The organism is Pseudomonas sp. SWRI111 (genome assembly GCF_014268555.1).
Classification (GTDB): Bacteria; Pseudomonadota; Gammaproteobacteria; order Pseudomonadales; family Pseudomonadaceae; genus Aquipseudomonas; species Aquipseudomonas hamedanensis.
This window is the reverse complement of sequence record NZ_JABWQQ010000002.1, coordinates 173,506-189,203: the sequence shown is the minus strand read 5'-3', so window position 1 is coordinate 189,203 and position 15,698 is coordinate 173,506. Positions and strand designations below refer to the sequence as shown.

General features: G+C 60.7%; 14 protein-coding genes. 12 read left to right on the top strand and 2 right to left on the bottom strand.

All coding sequences use genetic code 11. From position 1 onward, the window contains the following. Positions 1-273: 273 nt before the first annotated feature. The 4 genes from purE (at position 274) to HU755_RS04395 (ending at position 2,837) form a co-directional block, all read left to right on the top strand. Positions 274-765: a 5-(carboxyamino)imidazole ribonucleotide mutase gene (gene purE, locus HU755_RS04410; protein ID WP_007920220.1), complete on the top strand. Its 492-nt coding sequence runs from the start codon at positions 274-276 to the stop codon at positions 763-765. Between the two features lie 10 nt (positions 766-775). Continuing rightward, positions 776-1,858 carry a 5-(carboxyamino)imidazole ribonucleotide synthase gene (locus tag HU755_RS04405; protein WP_186618785.1) on the top strand — a complete coding sequence of 361 codons (1,083 nt, stop codon included), beginning with the start codon at positions 776-778 and terminating at the stop codon, positions 1,856-1,858. Between the two features lie 106 nt (positions 1,859-1,964). Continuing rightward, positions 1,965-2,210 (top strand): GlsB/YeaQ/YmgE family stress response membrane protein, encoded by a 246-nt coding sequence (locus tag HU755_RS04400; RefSeq protein WP_016772475.1) that lies wholly within the window; start codon positions 1,965-1,967, stop codon positions 2,208-2,210. 90 nt (positions 2,211-2,300) lie between these two features. Then, positions 2,301-2,837: a DUF3299 domain-containing protein gene (locus tag HU755_RS04395; protein ID WP_186630733.1), complete on the top strand. Its 537-nt coding sequence runs from the start codon at positions 2,301-2,303 to the stop codon at positions 2,835-2,837. Between the two features lie 193 nt (positions 2,838-3,030). On the opposite strand, the gene HU755_RS04390 is transcribed toward HU755_RS04395, so the two are convergent. Together HU755_RS04390 and HU755_RS04385 are read right to left on the bottom strand one after the other, a co-directional pair. Further along, positions 3,031-3,930 carry a D-hexose-6-phosphate mutarotase gene (locus HU755_RS04390; RefSeq protein WP_186630732.1) on the bottom strand — a complete coding sequence of 300 codons (900 nt, stop codon included), beginning with the start codon at positions 3,928-3,930 and terminating at the stop codon, positions 3,031-3,033. Positions 3,931-3,987: 57 nt separating this feature from the next. Then, the gene (locus HU755_RS04385) at positions 3,988-4,392 is read right to left on the bottom strand and encodes an acyl-CoA thioesterase (RefSeq protein WP_003229628.1); all 405 of its coding nucleotides are present in this window, start codon (positions 4,390-4,392) and stop codon (positions 3,988-3,990) included. Between the two features lie 377 nt (positions 4,393-4,769). Here HU755_RS04385 and HU755_RS04380 point away from each other — a divergent pair, with 377 nt between their 5' ends. From HU755_RS04380 to HU755_RS04345, 8 genes are all read left to right on the top strand, one after another. Beyond that, positions 4,770-6,068, top strand: coding sequence for an MFS transporter (locus HU755_RS04380; protein ID WP_186630731.1), 1,299 nt, complete (start codon positions 4,770-4,772; stop codon positions 6,066-6,068). Positions 6,069-6,303: 235 nt separating this feature from the next. Beyond that, the gene (locus HU755_RS04375) at positions 6,304-7,302 is read left to right on the top strand and encodes a phosphate ABC transporter substrate-binding protein PstS (RefSeq protein WP_042561820.1); all 999 of its coding nucleotides are present in this window, start codon (positions 6,304-6,306) and stop codon (positions 7,300-7,302) included. Between the two features lie 464 nt (positions 7,303-7,766). Next, entirely contained in the window at positions 7,767-9,800 is a 2,034-nt protein-coding gene (locus HU755_RS04370) for an ABC transporter permease subunit (protein WP_186630864.1), read from the top strand. Positions 9,801-9,816: 16 nt separating this feature from the next. Next, positions 9,817-11,487, top strand: a complete 1,671-nt coding sequence (pstA, locus tag HU755_RS04365) for a phosphate ABC transporter permease PstA (protein WP_186630730.1) — start codon at positions 9,817-9,819, stop codon at positions 11,485-11,487. 168 nt (positions 11,488-11,655) lie between these two features. Further along, positions 11,656-12,489, top strand: coding sequence for a phosphate ABC transporter ATP-binding protein PstB (pstB, locus tag HU755_RS04360; RefSeq protein WP_186546130.1), 834 nt, complete (start codon positions 11,656-11,658; stop codon positions 12,487-12,489). Positions 12,490-12,609: 120 nt separating this feature from the next. Next, positions 12,610-13,371, top strand: coding sequence for a phosphate signaling complex protein PhoU (gene phoU / locus HU755_RS04355; RefSeq protein ID WP_186531114.1), 762 nt, complete (start codon positions 12,610-12,612; stop codon positions 13,369-13,371). A gap of 167 nt (positions 13,372-13,538) precedes the next feature. After that, positions 13,539-14,483: a response regulator gene (locus HU755_RS04350; protein WP_186630729.1), complete on the top strand. Its 945-nt coding sequence runs from the start codon at positions 13,539-13,541 to the stop codon at positions 14,481-14,483. A 209-nt stretch (positions 14,484-14,692) separates the two neighbouring features. After that, a complete protein-coding gene (locus tag HU755_RS04345; protein ID WP_186619293.1) occupies positions 14,693-15,589 on the top strand; it encodes a M23 family metallopeptidase in 897 nt (298 codons plus the stop codon). Positions 15,590-15,698 lie beyond the last annotated feature (109 nt).

The window sequence follows — 15,698 nt, the reverse complement described above, 5'->3', positions numbered from 1 at the left end:
CAAATGTAGAATGTACCGACGCTATCGCGAGCAGGCTCACTCCTACAAGGGATTGGCGGTGTTCTTTGGCTGACCTGAAGGTCAATAAAACCGGGCTATTGCGGCATTTGACAGATGGTCGTTTCGGGGGCTGTTTATTGCTTTCTTTGCGGTATACTGCGCGGCCTTCGGCCGGCACGTCCGGCCATTTTTCGTACAATCAAGCCACGCAACCTGCGTGGCTTGTTGTTTTATGACGCGCCTGCGGGCGCTCCAGAGAGAAGAGGCGCGACGATGAGTGCACTGGTTGGCGTGATCATGGGCTCCAAGTCCGATTGGTCCACCCTTAGCCACACCGCCGATATGCTGGAAAAGCTCGGCATCCCGTACGAGGTCAAGGTGGTTTCCGCCCACCGCACCCCGGATCTGCTGTTCCAGTACGCCGAAGAGGCTGAAAGCCGCGGCATCGAGGTGATTATCGCCGGTGCTGGCGGCGCAGCCCACTTGCCTGGCATGTGTGCGGCCAAGACCCACCTGCCGGTGCTGGGTGTGCCGGTGCAGTCAGCCATGCTCTCGGGCGTCGATTCGCTGCTGTCGATCGTGCAGATGCCTGCAGGCATTCCGGTTGCCACCCTGGCCATCGGCAAGGCTGGCGCGATCAACGCCGCGCTGCTCTCGGCGAGTATTCTGGGCGCCAAGCATCCGCAGTTCCACGCGGTACTGAAAACCTTCCGTGCCGAGCAGACAGACAGCGTCCTGGACAATCCAGACCCACGTATTGCCTGAGGTTGTTGAGATGAAGATCGGTGTAATCGGTGGCGGCCAGTTGGGCCGCATGTTGGCCCTGGCGGGCACTCCGCTGGGCATGAACTTCGCTTTCCTCGACCCTGCGCCGGACGCCTGTGCGGCCGCGCTGGGCGAACACCTGCGGGCCGATTACGGCGATCAGGATCATCTGCGCCAACTGGCCGATGAAGTCGATCTGGTGACCTTCGAATTCGAAAGCGTCCCGGCCGAAACCGTGGCGTTTCTCTCGCAATTCGTGCCGGTGTACCCGAGTGCCGAAGCCCTGCGTATCGCCCGTGATCGCTGGTTCGAAAAGAGCATGTTCAAGGATCTGGGCATTCCGACCCCGGCCTTCGCCGACATCCAGTCGCAAGCCGATCTGGACGCCGCCGTCGCTTCGATCGGTCTGCCGGCCGTACTCAAGACCCGCACCCTGGGTTACGACGGCAAGGGCCAGAAAGTCCTGCGCAAGCCGGAAGACGTCGCCGGTACTTTCGCTGAACTGGGCAGCGTCGCCTGCCTGCTCGAAGGCTTCGTGCCGTTCACCGGTGAAGTGTCGCTGATCGCTGTACGCGCTCGCGATGGTGAAACGAAGTTCTATCCGCTGGTGCACAACACCCACGACAGCGGCATTCTCAAACTGTCCGTCGCCAGCACCGATCACCCGTTGCAGGACCTGGCGGAAGACTATTCCAGCCGCGTACTCAAGCACCTCGACTACGTCGGCGTGATGGCCTTCGAATTCTTTGAAGTCGACGGTGGCCTGAAAGCTAACGAAATCGCGCCGCGCGTACACAACTCCGGACACTGGACCACTGAAGGCGCCGAGTGCAGTCAGTTCGAAAACCACCTGCGCGCCGTGGCCGGTCTGCCGCTGGGCTCGACCGCCAAGGTCGGCGAGAGCGCGATGCTCAACTTCATCGGCGTTGTGCCGCCGGTTGAAAAAGTCATCGCCATCCAGGACTGCCATTTGCACCACTACGGCAAAGCCTTCAAGGCCGGGCGCAAGGTCGGTCACGCCAACCTGCGCTGCGCCGACATGGCCACGCTGCAAGCGCAGATCGTCAAGGTCGAAGCGTTGATTGCCGAGTAAAACAGTTTCATGTGACAGCGGCGGAACCATTCAGGGCCCGCCGTTCTCTGATGGCAGGATGCCAAAGTCTGGCTAGGCTATAGCCAATCAATCAGAGGGAAATGTCATGGGAATTATCGGAACCATTTTTATCGGCTTGATCGTCGGCCTGCTGGCGCGGTTCCTGAAACCGGGCGATGACAGCATGGGTTGGATCATGACCATCCTGCTCGGTATCGGCGGTTCTCTCGCGGCCACCTATGGCGGTCAGGCTCTGGGTATTTATCAGGCTGGTGAGGGTGCCGGTTTCCTCGGCGCGCTGGTTGGCGCGGTCGTGCTGCTGGTGATCTACGGCCTGATCAAAAAGAACTGATCCAAAGCGACAAAGTCCTCTCTGCCATCGCGGCAGGGAGGGCTAGAATGCTCGGCGATTCACTGTTCTAACTTTCATACCGAGCACCTCATGCGCCATTTTCTGTTGACTCTCCTCTTGCTGGGCAGCGGCTTGGCCCACGCCGGCGAACTGCCGGAAACCGACTGGCTCGACCTGATGCCCAAGTCGGACCAAAAGGCCCTCGAGGCCATGCCGGAAATCGACCACAACTCCCCCGAAGCCAGCGGCACCTTCACCGAGAAAGGCGGGATGAAGCAGGCCAAAGGTTTGCCGGCGGTGATGTATTCAAGCAAAACCGTAGCGTCGATGAACGACAAGCACATCCGCATCGGCGGTTACCCGGTGCCGCTGGAATCCGATGCCAAGGGCCGCAGCACACTGTTCTTCCTGGTGCCGTACCCGGGCGCGTGCATCCACGTGCCGCCACCGCCGCCAAATCAATTGGTGCTGGTGCGCTATCCCAAGGGCCTGAAGCTGGATGACATCTACACACCGCTGTGGGTTACGGGCACGTTGAAGATCGAAAAGGTCAGCAATGACCTGGCCGACGCGGCGTATGCGCTGGAGGCAGAGAAAGTGCGGGTGGTGCAGGAGGCTGACCTCTAAAGCGCGCCGCACATAAATTTAGGAGCGAGCCTTTGTGGTGAGGGGATTTATCTGTGGCGAGGGGATTTATCCCCGCTGGACTGCGCAGCAGGCCCCAGCTTTTGATTTAAAAAAAGCGGGGGCCGCTGCGCGACCCAGCGGGGATAAATCCCCTCGCCACAGGGCTCTTTGCCCTTTTGTATGGCGCTAGAGCTTAGAGCGGCGTAGTGGCTACGCTCACACCCATGGTATGGCTCGCCCCCGGCGCCAGGGTGACGATGTCATCCATCACATTCGCGGTCTCGATGCACAGCATGCGCTGCCAGCCGTCGTTGTCCATGTCGGGCAGTGCGGCGGCGCGGTCGATCCACGGGTTCCAGATCACGGCGGTGCGCGAGCCCGTTGAGGTCAACACGATGCGGCGTTCCCAGGTTGGATCAATGATGCTCAACTGCGGCGGTACGTCGAGGTAGATGCGATCGGTCTCGCCGGTGAACTGCAGATCAGCCTGCTGGCGATGCGTGTTCCAGTTGTCGAGCGTCTCGATGTAATTCAGTCCGGCCACGCCGTCGACATGCACGTTACGCACGTCACTCACGGAGAAATAGGTGTGCAGCGCCTGGCTCAGGCTGACGGTGTCATGGCCACGGTTATGGCTGGTCAGGCTGTAATGCAATTGATCCGAGAGATGCAGGGTCAGGGTCAGGTCGACTTCATGCGGCCAGCCCGGCAGGCCACCTTCCGGGCAGGGCAGCGTGAACTCGACCTTGATGCCGTCAGCCTCGGATTCGATGCCGCCCAGCTCCCAGTCCATCGCTCGCACCAGACCGTGCGCGGGGGCCGGTTGCTCGCCGACGTACATGTTCTGCACGCTCTGCGGGTTGCGTTCAAACTTGCCGAACCACGGCCAGCACACGGGCACGCCGGCACGAATGCTCTTGCCGGTTTTCAAGTCGGCTTTGTCGTTCAGCCAGATGATCGGCGGCTGTCCGTCGATCTGATAACTGAGGAGGTGCGCGCCTTGCTGGGCCACCAGCACTTCAGCCTTGCCGTGGCGGATGCGCCAGCAGTTCAGTTCATCCAGTTTCACGGCTTCAACGTTTGGCGTGTTCATGGGCAACTCTCGATCAGACACTGGGGACGACTATCGACCGCGAAACGGCCGCGAGGTTTAACGCGCGCGTGGCGGAACCGAGCGCGTGCGACCACTGCCGTCGATGGCAACGAAGACAAAGACCGCTTCGGTGACCTTGCGCCATTCGCTGGAGAGTGGGTCGTCGCTCCACACCTCGACCATCATCTGGATCGAGCTGCGGCCGATTTCCAGGGTCTGGGTATAAAAGGACAACTGTGCGCCAACGGCGACCGGTACCAGGAACGCCATGCGGTCGATGGCGACCGTGGCGACGCGGCCACCGGCGACACGGCTGGCCATCGCGGTGCCGGCCAGGTCCATCTGCGCCACCAGCCAGCCGCCGAAAATATCGCCAAAGCCGTTGGTTTCGCGCGGCAGCGCGGTGATTTGCAGGGCCAGGTCGCCCTGTGGGATCGGATCTTCTTGTTCGAGCTCTATCATGCCGGGGGGCCTCTGACCCGTGACTCTTCGTGGGTAATGCGGGTGGTAGCCGTCTTCGCGAAAAACGATTCAACACCGAACATACTACGTTCGTCACGTTTTCCATCAGGCGCCTAAAGGGAAACTCTGCGAAAAAGGCTAAATCCCGAGCAAAGGACGGGCCAACAACGTTTTCGCACAGCAACCTCCTACAAAGCCTGCGCAGGGGGCGAGTATATCGGTCGACAGACGCCACGACGACCACCCGGTTCTGATTTCGACCGTCAATTACGCGCCTCTATGTGCTTTTTCGAACAATTTGCTATGGTGCCGAACCTGTCCGAGCCACTGCCAGCGTTGTTGTGGCGACAGATTCGACTATAAGAGAAGCCCTTGCCATGACCTCAGCGCCTTCGAGCCTCGCGCAGCCCGAGCAACCCGCACGACCGTTGACCCGCAATGACTACAAGACCCTGTCGCTGTCCGCCTTGGGCGGCGCGCTGGAGTTCTACGATTTCATCATCTTCGTTTTCTTCGCCACCGTCGTCGGCAAGCTGTTCTTCCCGGCCGACATGCCCGAATGGCTGCGCCTGATGCAGACCTTCGGCATTTTCGCCGCCGGCTATCTGGCGCGTCCTCTGGGCGGCATCGTCATGGCGCACTTCGGCGACCTGCTGGGGCGCAAGAAAATGTTCACCCTGAGCATTTTCATGATGGCCGTGCCGACCCTGATCATGGGTCTACTGCCGACCTATGCGCAGATCGGCATCTGGGCGCCGATCCTGTTGCTGTTGATGCGGGTCATCCAGGGCGCAGCGATCGGCGGTGAAGTGCCGGGGGCCTGGGTATTCGTTTCCGAACACGTTCCGCAAAAGCACATCGGATATGCCTGTGGCACCCTCACCAGCGGCCTGACGGCCGGTATCTTGCTCGGCTCGCTGGTCGCCACGGCGATCAACAGCCTTTATACGCCAGCAGAAGTGTCGGATTACGCCTGGCGGATCCCGTTCCTGCTCGGCGGCGTGTTCGGCCTGTTCTCGGTGTACCTGCGCCGCTGGCTGCACGAAACCCCGGTGTTCGCCGAACTGCAACTGCGCAAGGCGCTGGCCGAAGAAGTGCCGTTGCGCGCGGTGCTGCGTGACCATCGCGGGGCGATCGCCATTTCGATGTTGCTGACCTGGCTGCTCTCGGCTGGCGTGGTCGTGGTCATTCTGATGACCCCGACGGTGCTGCAGACGGTTTATCACTTCTCGCCAACCACCGCGTTGCAGTCCAACAGCCTGGCCATTGTGTTCCTCAGCCTCGGTTGCATCGGCGCCGGCGCACTGGCGGATCGCTTGGGTGCCGGCCGGGTCTTCGTGTTCGGTTGCCTGGGCTTGCTGATCAGTTCCTGGACCTTCTATCACAGCCTTGCCGATCACCCGAACTGGCTGTTTCCGCTGTACGCGCTGACCGGTCTGCTGGTCGGCACCATCGGCGCGGTGCCGTACGTGATGGTCAAGGCGTTCCCGCCAGTGGTGCGTTTCAGCGGCTTGTCGTTCTCGTACAACGTGGCTTACGCGATCTTTGGCGGGTTGACGCCGATGGTGGTGAGCCTGCTGCTCAAGGAAAGCGCGATGGGCCCGGCTTACTATGTCGCGGTGTTGTGCGGGGTGGGGATGCTGGTCGGCGCGTGGCTTTGGAAGAAGGGGCGCTGACCCCAGGATCTTCCCCCGGCAATACCGGCCCCTTCGCGAGCAGGCTCGCTCCCACAGTTGGAATGCATTTCAATTGTGGGAGCGAGCCTGCTCGCGAATGGGGGCACCACAAATCATCCAGTAACAGCCTGATGCTGGCCTTTCATCCAATTGTCATATTTCAGCCATAGAGTGTTCACACGGCCTGCTGATACTTGGCCCCGACTTAACACACCCTATCTGCTAGGAGTAAGGCATGAAACTGAAGCGTTTGATGGCGGCAATGACTTTTGTCGCTGCTGGCGTTGCGACTGCCAACGCGGTTGCCGCTGTTGACCCTGCTATCCCGAGCTACACCAAGACCACTGGTGTGTCGGGCAACCTGTCCAGCGTCGGTTCCGATACCCTGGCCAACCTCATGACCCTGTGGGCCGAGAACTACAAAAAAGAATACCCGAACGTCAACATCCAGATTCAGGCCGCCGGTTCTTCGACCGCGCCACCGGCGCTGACGGAAGGCACCGCTAACCTGGGCCCGATGAGCCGCAAGATGAAGGACAACGAGCTGCAGGCCTTCGAAACCAAATACGGTTACAAGCCAACCGCGATCCCGGTGGCTGTGGATGCCTTGGCCGTGTTCGTGCACAAGGACAACCCGATCAAGGGCCTGACCATGGAGCAAGTCGACGCGATCTTCTCGTCCACTCGCCTGTGCGGTGCCAAAACCGACGTGAAAACCTGGGGCGACCTGGGCGTGACCGGCGACCTGGCGAACAAGCCGGTTCAGCTGTTCGGTCGTAACTCGGTATCGGGCACCTACGGCTACTTCAAAGAAGAAGCCCTGTGCAAAGGCGACTTCAAGCCAAACGTCAACGAACAACCCGGTTCGGCCTCGGTCGTGCAGTCGATCAGCTCCTCGCTCAACGGCGTGGGTTACTCGGGCATCGGTTACAAGACCGCTAGCGTGAAAACCGTAGCGCTGGCCAAGAAAGGCAGCACTGACTTCATCGAAGACACCGAAGAAAACGCCCTGAACGGCAAGTACCCGCTGTCGCGCTTCCTCTACGTTTACGTGAACAAGGCACCGAACAAGCCTCTGGCCCCGCTGGAAGCCGAGTTCGTCAAACTGATCCTGTCCAAACAGGGCCAGGAAGTCGTGGTCAAGGACGGCTACATCCCGCTGCCAGCCAAGGTTGCTGCAAAAGCACTGGCTGACCTCGGTCTGCAGGAAGGCGGCGCTGTCGCCAAGAAGTAACACCCTGAGTCCGGCCTGAAACCGGACTCCTGTGGGAGCGAGCCTGCTCGCGAAGGGGACGTCATTCATGTGACTGACCCGATGCTTTCGCGAGCAGGCTCGCTCCCACAACCACCAAATTTTCGACTCCGCTGCCGGACCTCCCCGGTGGCGGATTTGCTGCGTCACTGCATTGTCATCTTTCTGTCATACAGGATCGCTAGGGTGTGCGCATGAATGATCTGGCCAATTCCCCAATGACTACGACTTCCCCTCCCAAGCGCATTGATTTCAATACGCCTGAGCTGCAACGCAAGCGCCGCATTCGCGCGCTCAAGGATCGCTTCACCCGTTGGTACGTCCTCGTCGGCGGCCTGGCGGTGCTGGCAGCCATCACCCTGATCTTCTTCTTCCTCGCCTATGTGGTCGCGCCGCTGTTCCAGGGTGCCGACCTGACCGCGAAAGACTCGATCACCCCGGCCTGGATGCAGGACGCCGGCAAGCCGCTGATGATTTCGCTCGAAGAGCAGAATCAGGTGGCCATGCGCGTGTCCGACAAGGGGCAGGCGCTGTTCTTCGAGGTCGACAGTGGCGCTGAACTCAAGCGCGTCGATCTGCCATTGCCGGCCGGCGCAACCGTGAGTTCCATTGGTGAAGACCAGCCCGGTCATCCGCTGGTGGCCGTGGGCCTGTCCAACGGTCAGGCGCTGGTGTTCCGTCACACCTATAAAGTCACCTACCCCGATGGCAAGAAAACCATCAGCCCGGCCATTGAATACCCGTATGGCGAGGCGCCGATCGCGCTGAACGAAAGCGGCGGCGCGCTGGAGCATGTCAGCCTCAACGCCACCGACTCGACCCTGGTGCTGGTTGGCTCCACCGGTTCGCAACTCAATGTGCTGTCGCTGACCAGCGAAGAAAACATGATGACCGGCGAAGTCACCAACGAGCAGAAGCGTATCGATCTGCCGCAGATGACCGAGCCGGTGAAAAACATCTTCGTCGACCCGCGCCAGCAGTGGCTGTACGTGGTCAACGGGCGTGCCCAGGCCGACGTGTTCAGCCTGCGCGACAAGAGCCTCAATGGTCGCTACAAACTGCTGGAAAATGCCGACGCCGAAGTCACCGCGACGACGCAACTGGTCGGTGGCATCTCGCTGATCGTTGGCGATTCCAAGGGTGGTCTGGCCCAGTGGTTCATGGCCCGCGACACCGATGGCGAGCAGCGTCTGAAGCAGATTCGCACCTTCCAGATGGGCACCACGCCGATCGTCGAAATCGCTGCCGAAGAACGTCGCAAAGGCTTCCTCGCCCTTGATGCCAGCGGCAAGCTTGGTGTGTTTCACAGCACCGCGCATCGCACTTTGCTGGTTGATCAAGTCGTTGAGGGCCAAGGCCTGTTCGGTCTGTCGCCACGCGCCAATCGGGTGATCGTCGAGGCCGGCGGCAAGCTGCAACCGCTGCTGCTCGATAACCCGCACCCGGAAGTTTCCTGGAGCGCGTTGTGGAGCAAGGTCTGGTACGAGAACTACGACGAGCCTAAATACGTCTGGCAATCGACCGCGGCCAACACCGATTTCGAACCTAAGCTGAGCCTGTCGCCGCTGACCTTCGGTACTCTGAAAGCCGCGTTCTACGCCATGCTTCTGGCTGCGCCTCTGGCTGTCGCCGCTGCGATCTACACCGCGTACTTCATGGCCCCGGGCATGCGCCGCAAGGTCAAACCGGTGATTGAGCTGATGGAAGCGATGCCGACGGTGATCCTCGGTTTCTTCGCCGGTCTGTTCCTTGCGCCGTATGTCGAAGGCCACCTGCCGGGCATCTTCAGCCTGTTGATGTTGTTGCCGATCGGCATCCTGGTCGCCGGTTTTGGTTTCAGCCGCTTGCCTGAGTCGATCCGCCTGAGAATCCCGGACGGCTGGGAAAGTGCGCTGCTGATCCCGGTGATCCTGTTTGTGGGCTGGCTGTCGCTGTACATGAGCCCGTTCATGGAGAACTGGTTCTTCGGCGGCGACATGCGCATGTGGATCTCCCACGACCTGGGCATTACCTACGACCAGCGCAACGCTCTGGTGGTCGGTCTGGCCATGGGTTTCGCGGTGATCCCGAACATCTACTCGATCGCCGAAGACGCCGTGTTCAGCGTGCCGCGCGGCCTGACCCTGGGTTCGCTGGCCCTCGGTGCCACGCCATGGCAGACCATGACTCGTGTGGTCATCCTCACCGCCAGCCCGGGCATCTTCTCGGCGCTGATGATCGGCATGGGCCGTGCGGTCGGCGAAACCATGATCGTGCTGATGGCGACCGGCAACACCCCGGTGATGGAAATGAACCTGTTCGAAGGCCTGCGCACCCTGGCCGCCAACGTCGCGGTGGAAATGCCCGAGTCGGAAGTCGGCGGCAGTCATTACCGTGTGCTGTTCCTCTCGGCGCTGGTGTTGCTGCTGTTCACCTTCGTCATGAACACCCTGGCAGAACTGATTCGTCAGCGTCTGCGCAAGAAATACTCGTCGCTTTAAGCAAAGGTAGAAGTCTGTGAAACAGAACTCCCTGAAAGGTTGGTTCAAGAGCGGCGCCCCAGGCGTCTGGATCAGCGGTGGCGCGGTGTCCATCGCGGTCATCATGACCATTGGCCTGTTGGCGGTGATTGCCGTGCGCGGTCTCGGTCACTTCTGGCCGGCGGACCTGATCCACGCCCATTACGACGTGCCGGGCCAGGCCAATCACCTGATCGTCGGCGAAGTGGTGCAGAAAGAACAAGTGCCCCGCGCGCGTTTGAAGAGTGCCGGCCTGCCGGTGCCTGACGAAGGCCCGGAATTCATGACCCGCGAGCTGATCAAGGTCGGCAACCGTGACCTGAACGGCAACGACTTCACCTGGATCGTCGGCGAGTGGCTGACCAACCAGACCACGCCGCCCGAGTTGATGGCGATCGAGCGTCGCGAATGGGGCAACTTCTACGGCTACCTGGTCAACGTCAAACAGGACGGCAAGGTCATCGCTGAAGGCGAAGCCGCATGGCCTGAGCTGCAAGCGCGGATCAATCGTGTGAACGATCTCGCCGCTCAGCTCAAGACGCTGGAAAAAGTCGACATTGGCGCGATCAACGCCGGTCTCGAACGCATCCGCCTGCATGGCCGCAAACTGGAACTGGAAGGCAAACTCGACGCCACCGCACAAGCGGACATGGAATCCGAGCGCGCCGAGCTCAATGCCCGCTATCAAGACATCGAAGCGCGCCTGGCCGACCTGCATGCCCAGTTCAACCGCGATGCCCTGACGGCTCGCGATGCCAACGGCAAAGAGATCGAAATCGGCCTGGGCAAAGTGGTTCACGCTTATCAGCCGAACGCCATGGGCACCCTGACCAAAATCGGTTTCTACTTCAGCAAGATCTGGGAGTTCCTGTCGGACGACCCGCGTGAAGCGAACACCGAAGGCGGGATCTTCCCGGCGATTTTCGGCACCGTGATGATGACACTGATCATGGCGATGATCGTGACCCCGTTCGGCGTGCTGGCGGCGGTGTACCTGCGTGAATACGCCAAACAGAACACCCTGACCCGCATCATCCGCATCGCCGTGAACAACCTTGCCGGCGTACCGGCGATCGTTTACGGCGTGTTCGGCCTGGGCTTCTTCGTTTACGTGCTGGGTGGTTCGGTCGACCGTCTGTTCTTCCCTGAAGCATTGCCGGCGCCGACCTTCGGTACGCCGGGCCTGCTCTGGGCGTCGCTGACCCTGGCGCTGCTGGCGGTGCCGGTGGTGATCGTCGCGACCGAAGAAGGTCTGGCGCGGATTCCGCGTACCGTGCGTGAAGGCTCGTTGGCACTGGGCGCGACCAAGGCGGAAACGCTGTGGAAGATCGTCATTCCGATGGCCAGCCCGGCGATGATGACCGGCATGATCCTCGCCGTGGCCCGTGCCGCCGGTGAAGTGGCGCCGCTGATGCTGGTGGGTGTGGTGAAACTGGCGCCGTCGCTGCCGGTGGACGGCAACTACCCGTACCTGCACCTGGACCAGAAAATCATGCACCTGGGCTTCCACATTTACGACGTCGGCTTCCAGAGCCCCAACGTCGAAGCGGCCCGCCCGCTGGTGTACGCCACGGCGCTGCTGCTGGTGCTGGTGATCGCGACGTTGAACCTGTCGGCGGTGTATATCCGTAACCACCTGCGCGAAAAGTACAAAGCACTGGATAGCTGAGGATGACGCAAACCCTGTGGGAGCGAGCTTGCTCGCGAAGCTTTTGGCGGCCGCACCGGCCCCTTCGCGAGCAAGCTCGCTCCCACATTGAACTGCGTCCGTCGCAACATTGATGGAAGCTGCAAAAGCAGTGTTCCGAACCGAATTTGTCAGCACAGGGAGCCTCCCATGCAGCACGAAACACACAGCCACGGCATCAACATGTCTGCCCTGGGCCGCGACAAGCAGAGCCTGAACCTGGCGCAGGAAACCGTCGCCATCGAAGTGCCGGGCCTGAGCCTGTACTACGGCGACAAACAAGCACTGTTCGACGTCAGCATGAACATCCCGAAACAGCGCGTGACCGCCTTCATCGGCCCGTCCGGCTGCGGCAAGTCCACGCTGCTGCGTACCTTCAACCGCATGAACGATCTGGTCGACGGCTGCCGCGTCGAAGGCGCGATCAACCTGTATGGCAACAACATCTATCGCAAGGGCGAGGACGTGGCCGAGCTGCGTCGTCGCGTCGGCATGGTGTTCCAGAAGCCGAACCCGTTCCCGAAAACCATCTACGAAAACGTGGTGTACGGCCTGCGCATCCAGGGCATCAACAAAAAGCGCGTCCTCGACGAAGCCGTCGAGTGGGCACTCAAAGGCGCGGCGCTGTGGGATGAGGTCAAGGACCGTCTGCATGAGTCGGCGCTCGGCCTGTCCGGCGGCCAGCAGCAACGTCTGGTCATTGCCCGCACCATCGCCGTTGAGCCTGAAGTGCTGCTGCTCGATGAACCGTGCTCGGCCCTCGACCCGATCTCGACACTGAAAGTCGAAGAGCTGATCTACGAGCTGAAATCCAAGTTCACCATCGTCATCGTGACCCACAACATGCAGCAGGCAGCGCGGGTGTCCGATTACACAGCGTTCATGTACATGGGCAAACTGGTGGAATTCGGCGATACCGATACCCTGTTCACCAATCCGGCGAAGAAGCAGACCGAAGACTACATCACCGGCCGCTACGGCTAACCGTAGAGCCGCAAGCCTGGAGCTGCGAGCGGCAAGTTTGAAACGGTGTGATTGACAGGACTAACACATAACTGCTTGAAGCTTGCGGCTTGAAGCTTGCAACTTTCGCGGAGCGAACGAATGATTTCCAAAGAAGGCCTTACTCATCATATTTCCGCGCAGTTCAACGCCGAACTGGAAGAAGTGCGCAGCCACCTGCTGGCCATGGGCGGGCTGGTCGAGAAGCAGGTCAACGACGCGGTCACGGCACTGATCGAGGCCGATTCCGGTCTGGCTCAGCAGGTTCGCGAGATCGACGACCAGATCAACCAGATGGAACGCAACATCGACGAAGAATGCCTGCGCATCCTCGCTCGTCGCCAGCCAGCAGCATCTGACCTGCGCTTGATCATCAGCATTTCCAAGTCGGTGATCGACCTGGAACGCATCGGCGACGAAGCCACCAAGATCGCCCGCCGCGCCATCCAGTTGTGCGAAGAAGGCGAAGCGCCGCGCGGTTATGTCGAGGTTCGCCACATTGGCGACCAGGTGCGTAACATGGTTCGCGACGCGCTCGATGCATTTGCCCGTTTCGACGCCGATCTGGCGTTGTCGGTGGCGCAGTACGACAAGATCATCGACCGCGAATACAAGACCGCGCTGCGTGAGCTGGCGACTTACATGATGGAAGACCCGCGCTCTATCTCGCGGGTTCTGAGCATCATCTGGGTCCTGCGTTCGCTGGAGCGCATCGGCGATCACGCACGCAACATCTCCGAACTGGTGATTTACCTGGTACGCGGCACCGACGTGCGGCACATGGGTCTCAAGCGCATGAAGGAAGAAGTTGAAGGCACAAGCGGTGAAACCGCTAATGTTCCGGGCGAAGCTGACGATAAGTAAGATTGCCTGAGAAAAGCGCCCGGCCCTTTGGCCGGGCGTTTTTGTTTACGGCTTTTGTATTGAAAAGCAGCACCCGCGAACGAAAAGTCCCGGCGTGACTGAAAAGTTTTGGCAAAGTGCCATCATTCAAGCGTTATGCTTGCCGGGATTTTTTTTAGGGGTGTTGGATGAGCAAGATCAGTGTGTTGGTCGTGGACGATGCTTCGTTCATTCGTGACCTGGTGAAAAAGTGCCTGCGTAATTACTTCCCGGGGATCCGCACCGAGGACGCCATCAACGGCAAAAAGGCCCAGGCCATGTTGGCCAAAGAGGCCTTCGATCTGGTGCTGTGCGACTGGGAAATGCCGGAAATGTCCGGCCTCGAACTGCTGACCTGGTGCCGCGAGCAGGACAACCTCAAGACCATGCCGTTCATCATGGTCACCAGTCGTGGCGACAAGGAAAACGTCGTGCAGGCGATCCAGGCCGGTGTTTCCGGCTACGTCAGCAAGCCGTTCACCAATGAGCAGTTGCTGACCAAGGTCAAGCAGGCGCTGAACAAGGTCGGCAAGCTCGACACCTTGATGAACAGTGCGCCGACCAAAATGAATTCGGCGTTCGGCAATGATTCCCTGAGCGCACTGACTGGCGGCAAGCCTGCCGTGGTCGGCGCAGCGGCTGCCAATCCGTTCGCCAAGCCCGCTGCGGCGGCGCCAGCCCCGGCCGTAGCGCCATCGCGAGGTCTGCTCAACAGCCCGCCGGTGCAGGCACCTGGCACGTCGAAAGCGCCAGTCGGTGGTCGCGGTCAGGGCCAGTTGCGTTTGCCGAGCGGCACTCAGCAATGTGTGATCAAGGCCTTGAGCATCAAGGAAGCGCTGCTGGTGGTGAAACGCACCGAGACCCTGCCGCAGATCCTCGACAGCGCGGTGCTCGATCTGGAGCAGGGCGACAATGCCGAGATCGCCCGCCTCAATGGTTACTTGCACGCCATCGTCGCCCATGAGCAGAAAGCCGACAGCGACTGGCTGCAACTGACCTTCCGCTTTGTCGACCAGGACGCGCAGAAGCTCGACTACATCTCGCGCCTGATCGCCCGTGGCACGGCGCAGAAGCACTTCGTGCCGGGCGCCTGACCTTCGTCGCCTGACACACCGTCTTCGCGAGCAGGCTCGCTCCCACCCTGGAATGCATTTCACATGTGGGAGCGAGCCTGCTCGCGAAGGGGTCGTCAAAGAACACCGCGCATCTCCTGCGCTGGCCAATTTGAAACATCTGTCGACTAGCCTGGTCTGTCTCAGCTGCTAGGCTGATTCCCAGGCCTCCCTTCGACAGACTTTTGCCCATGCTCGCGCGCCTGCTGTTTTTCTGTGGTCTTTGCCTGGCCTCCCACTTGGCGATGGCCATGACCATCTACAAATCCACCGATGCCAACGGCGTGGTCTCGTACAGTGACCAGCCGAGCAAAGGCGCGAAAGTGTTCGTGTTCCAGGACCGCATGGTCGAACGCCTGGAGCGACAGGTGTACCTGGACATCAAGAAGCAAAAAGGCGTCGACGTGGTGTTTGCGCGCAACGATCTGTATGCGCCAGTCGAGGTTGCCCTGGCCTTTATCGGCATGAGCAATGTCCGTGGCGCGCCGGCCAAAACGATTCGCCGGGTGCTACCGGCGCGCAGCAATACCCGTCTGGCGCTGCTGACGGCGATTAGCGGTGACAAGCCGCTGGTGTATTCGCCGCAGTTCCAATATTCGCTGGGTGACCCCGCAGGCACCGCGCAGAGCTATCGCTATCCGTTGCCCTGGCGTGGTGGACCGTTTCGCCTGAGCCAGGGCGCCAACGGCCAGTACAGCCACTACGGGCCGAAGAATCGCTATGCCATGGACATCGCCATGCCGGTGGGCACGCCGATCATCGCCGCGCGGGCCGGCGTGGTGGTGAAGACCGAGAATTCACAGAGCGGGCGCGGCACCGATGCGTCGGGCAATTTCGTCCGGGTCCTGCACGATGACGGCACCATGGGCGTGTACCTGCATCTCAAACAGGGTTCGGTGAGCGTACGCGAAGGTCAGCGCGTGAAGGTTGGCAGCCCGCTGGCGCTGTCGGGCAACACCGGCAACAGCAGCGGCCCGCACCTGCACTTTGTGGTGCAGCGCAATACCGGGGAAGGGCTGGTGTCGATTCCGTATCAGTTCAACCAGCCGCTGGGGGCGTTGCCCAACTTTGCGTTGGGCAAACAGTGATGTGTTGACCATGCGAGCCCCTTCGCGAGCAGGCTCGCTCCCACAGTTGAAATGCATTCCAATGTGGGAGCGAGCCTGCTCGCGAAAGAAGCGGCGCGGTGCCGGATCA

Coding starts and splice junctions, on each gene's coding strand:
- HU755_RS04405 (WP_186618785.1), top strand. CDS start 776: ATGAAGATCGGTGTAATCGGTGGCGGCCAGTTGGGCCGCATGTTGGCC.
- HU755_RS04345 (WP_186619293.1), top strand. CDS start 14,693: ATGCTCGCGCGCCTGCTGTTTTTCTGTGGTCTTTGCCTGGCCTCCCAC.
- HU755_RS04375 (WP_042561820.1), top strand. CDS start 6,304: ATGAAACTGAAGCGTTTGATGGCGGCAATGACTTTTGTCGCTGCTGGC.
- phoU (WP_186531114.1), top strand. CDS start 12,610: ATGATTTCCAAAGAAGGCCTTACTCATCATATTTCCGCGCAGTTCAAC.
- HU755_RS04400 (WP_016772475.1), top strand. CDS start 1,965: ATGGGAATTATCGGAACCATTTTTATCGGCTTGATCGTCGGCCTGCTG.
- HU755_RS04385 (WP_003229628.1), bottom strand. CDS start 4,392: ATGATAGAGCTCGAACAAGAAGATCCGATCCCACAGGGCGACCTGGCC.
- pstB (WP_186546130.1), top strand. CDS start 11,656: ATGCAGCACGAAACACACAGCCACGGCATCAACATGTCTGCCCTGGGC.
- HU755_RS04380 (WP_186630731.1), top strand. CDS start 4,770: ATGACCTCAGCGCCTTCGAGCCTCGCGCAGCCCGAGCAACCCGCACGA.
- purE (WP_007920220.1), top strand. CDS start 274: ATGAGTGCACTGGTTGGCGTGATCATGGGCTCCAAGTCCGATTGGTCC.
- HU755_RS04395 (WP_186630733.1), top strand. CDS start 2,301: ATGCGCCATTTTCTGTTGACTCTCCTCTTGCTGGGCAGCGGCTTGGCC.
- HU755_RS04370 (WP_186630864.1), top strand. CDS start 7,767: ATGCAGGACGCCGGCAAGCCGCTGATGATTTCGCTCGAAGAGCAGAAT.
- HU755_RS04390 (WP_186630732.1), bottom strand. CDS start 3,930: ATGAACACGCCAAACGTTGAAGCCGTGAAACTGGATGAACTGAACTGC.
- HU755_RS04350 (WP_186630729.1), top strand. CDS start 13,539: ATGAGCAAGATCAGTGTGTTGGTCGTGGACGATGCTTCGTTCATTCGT.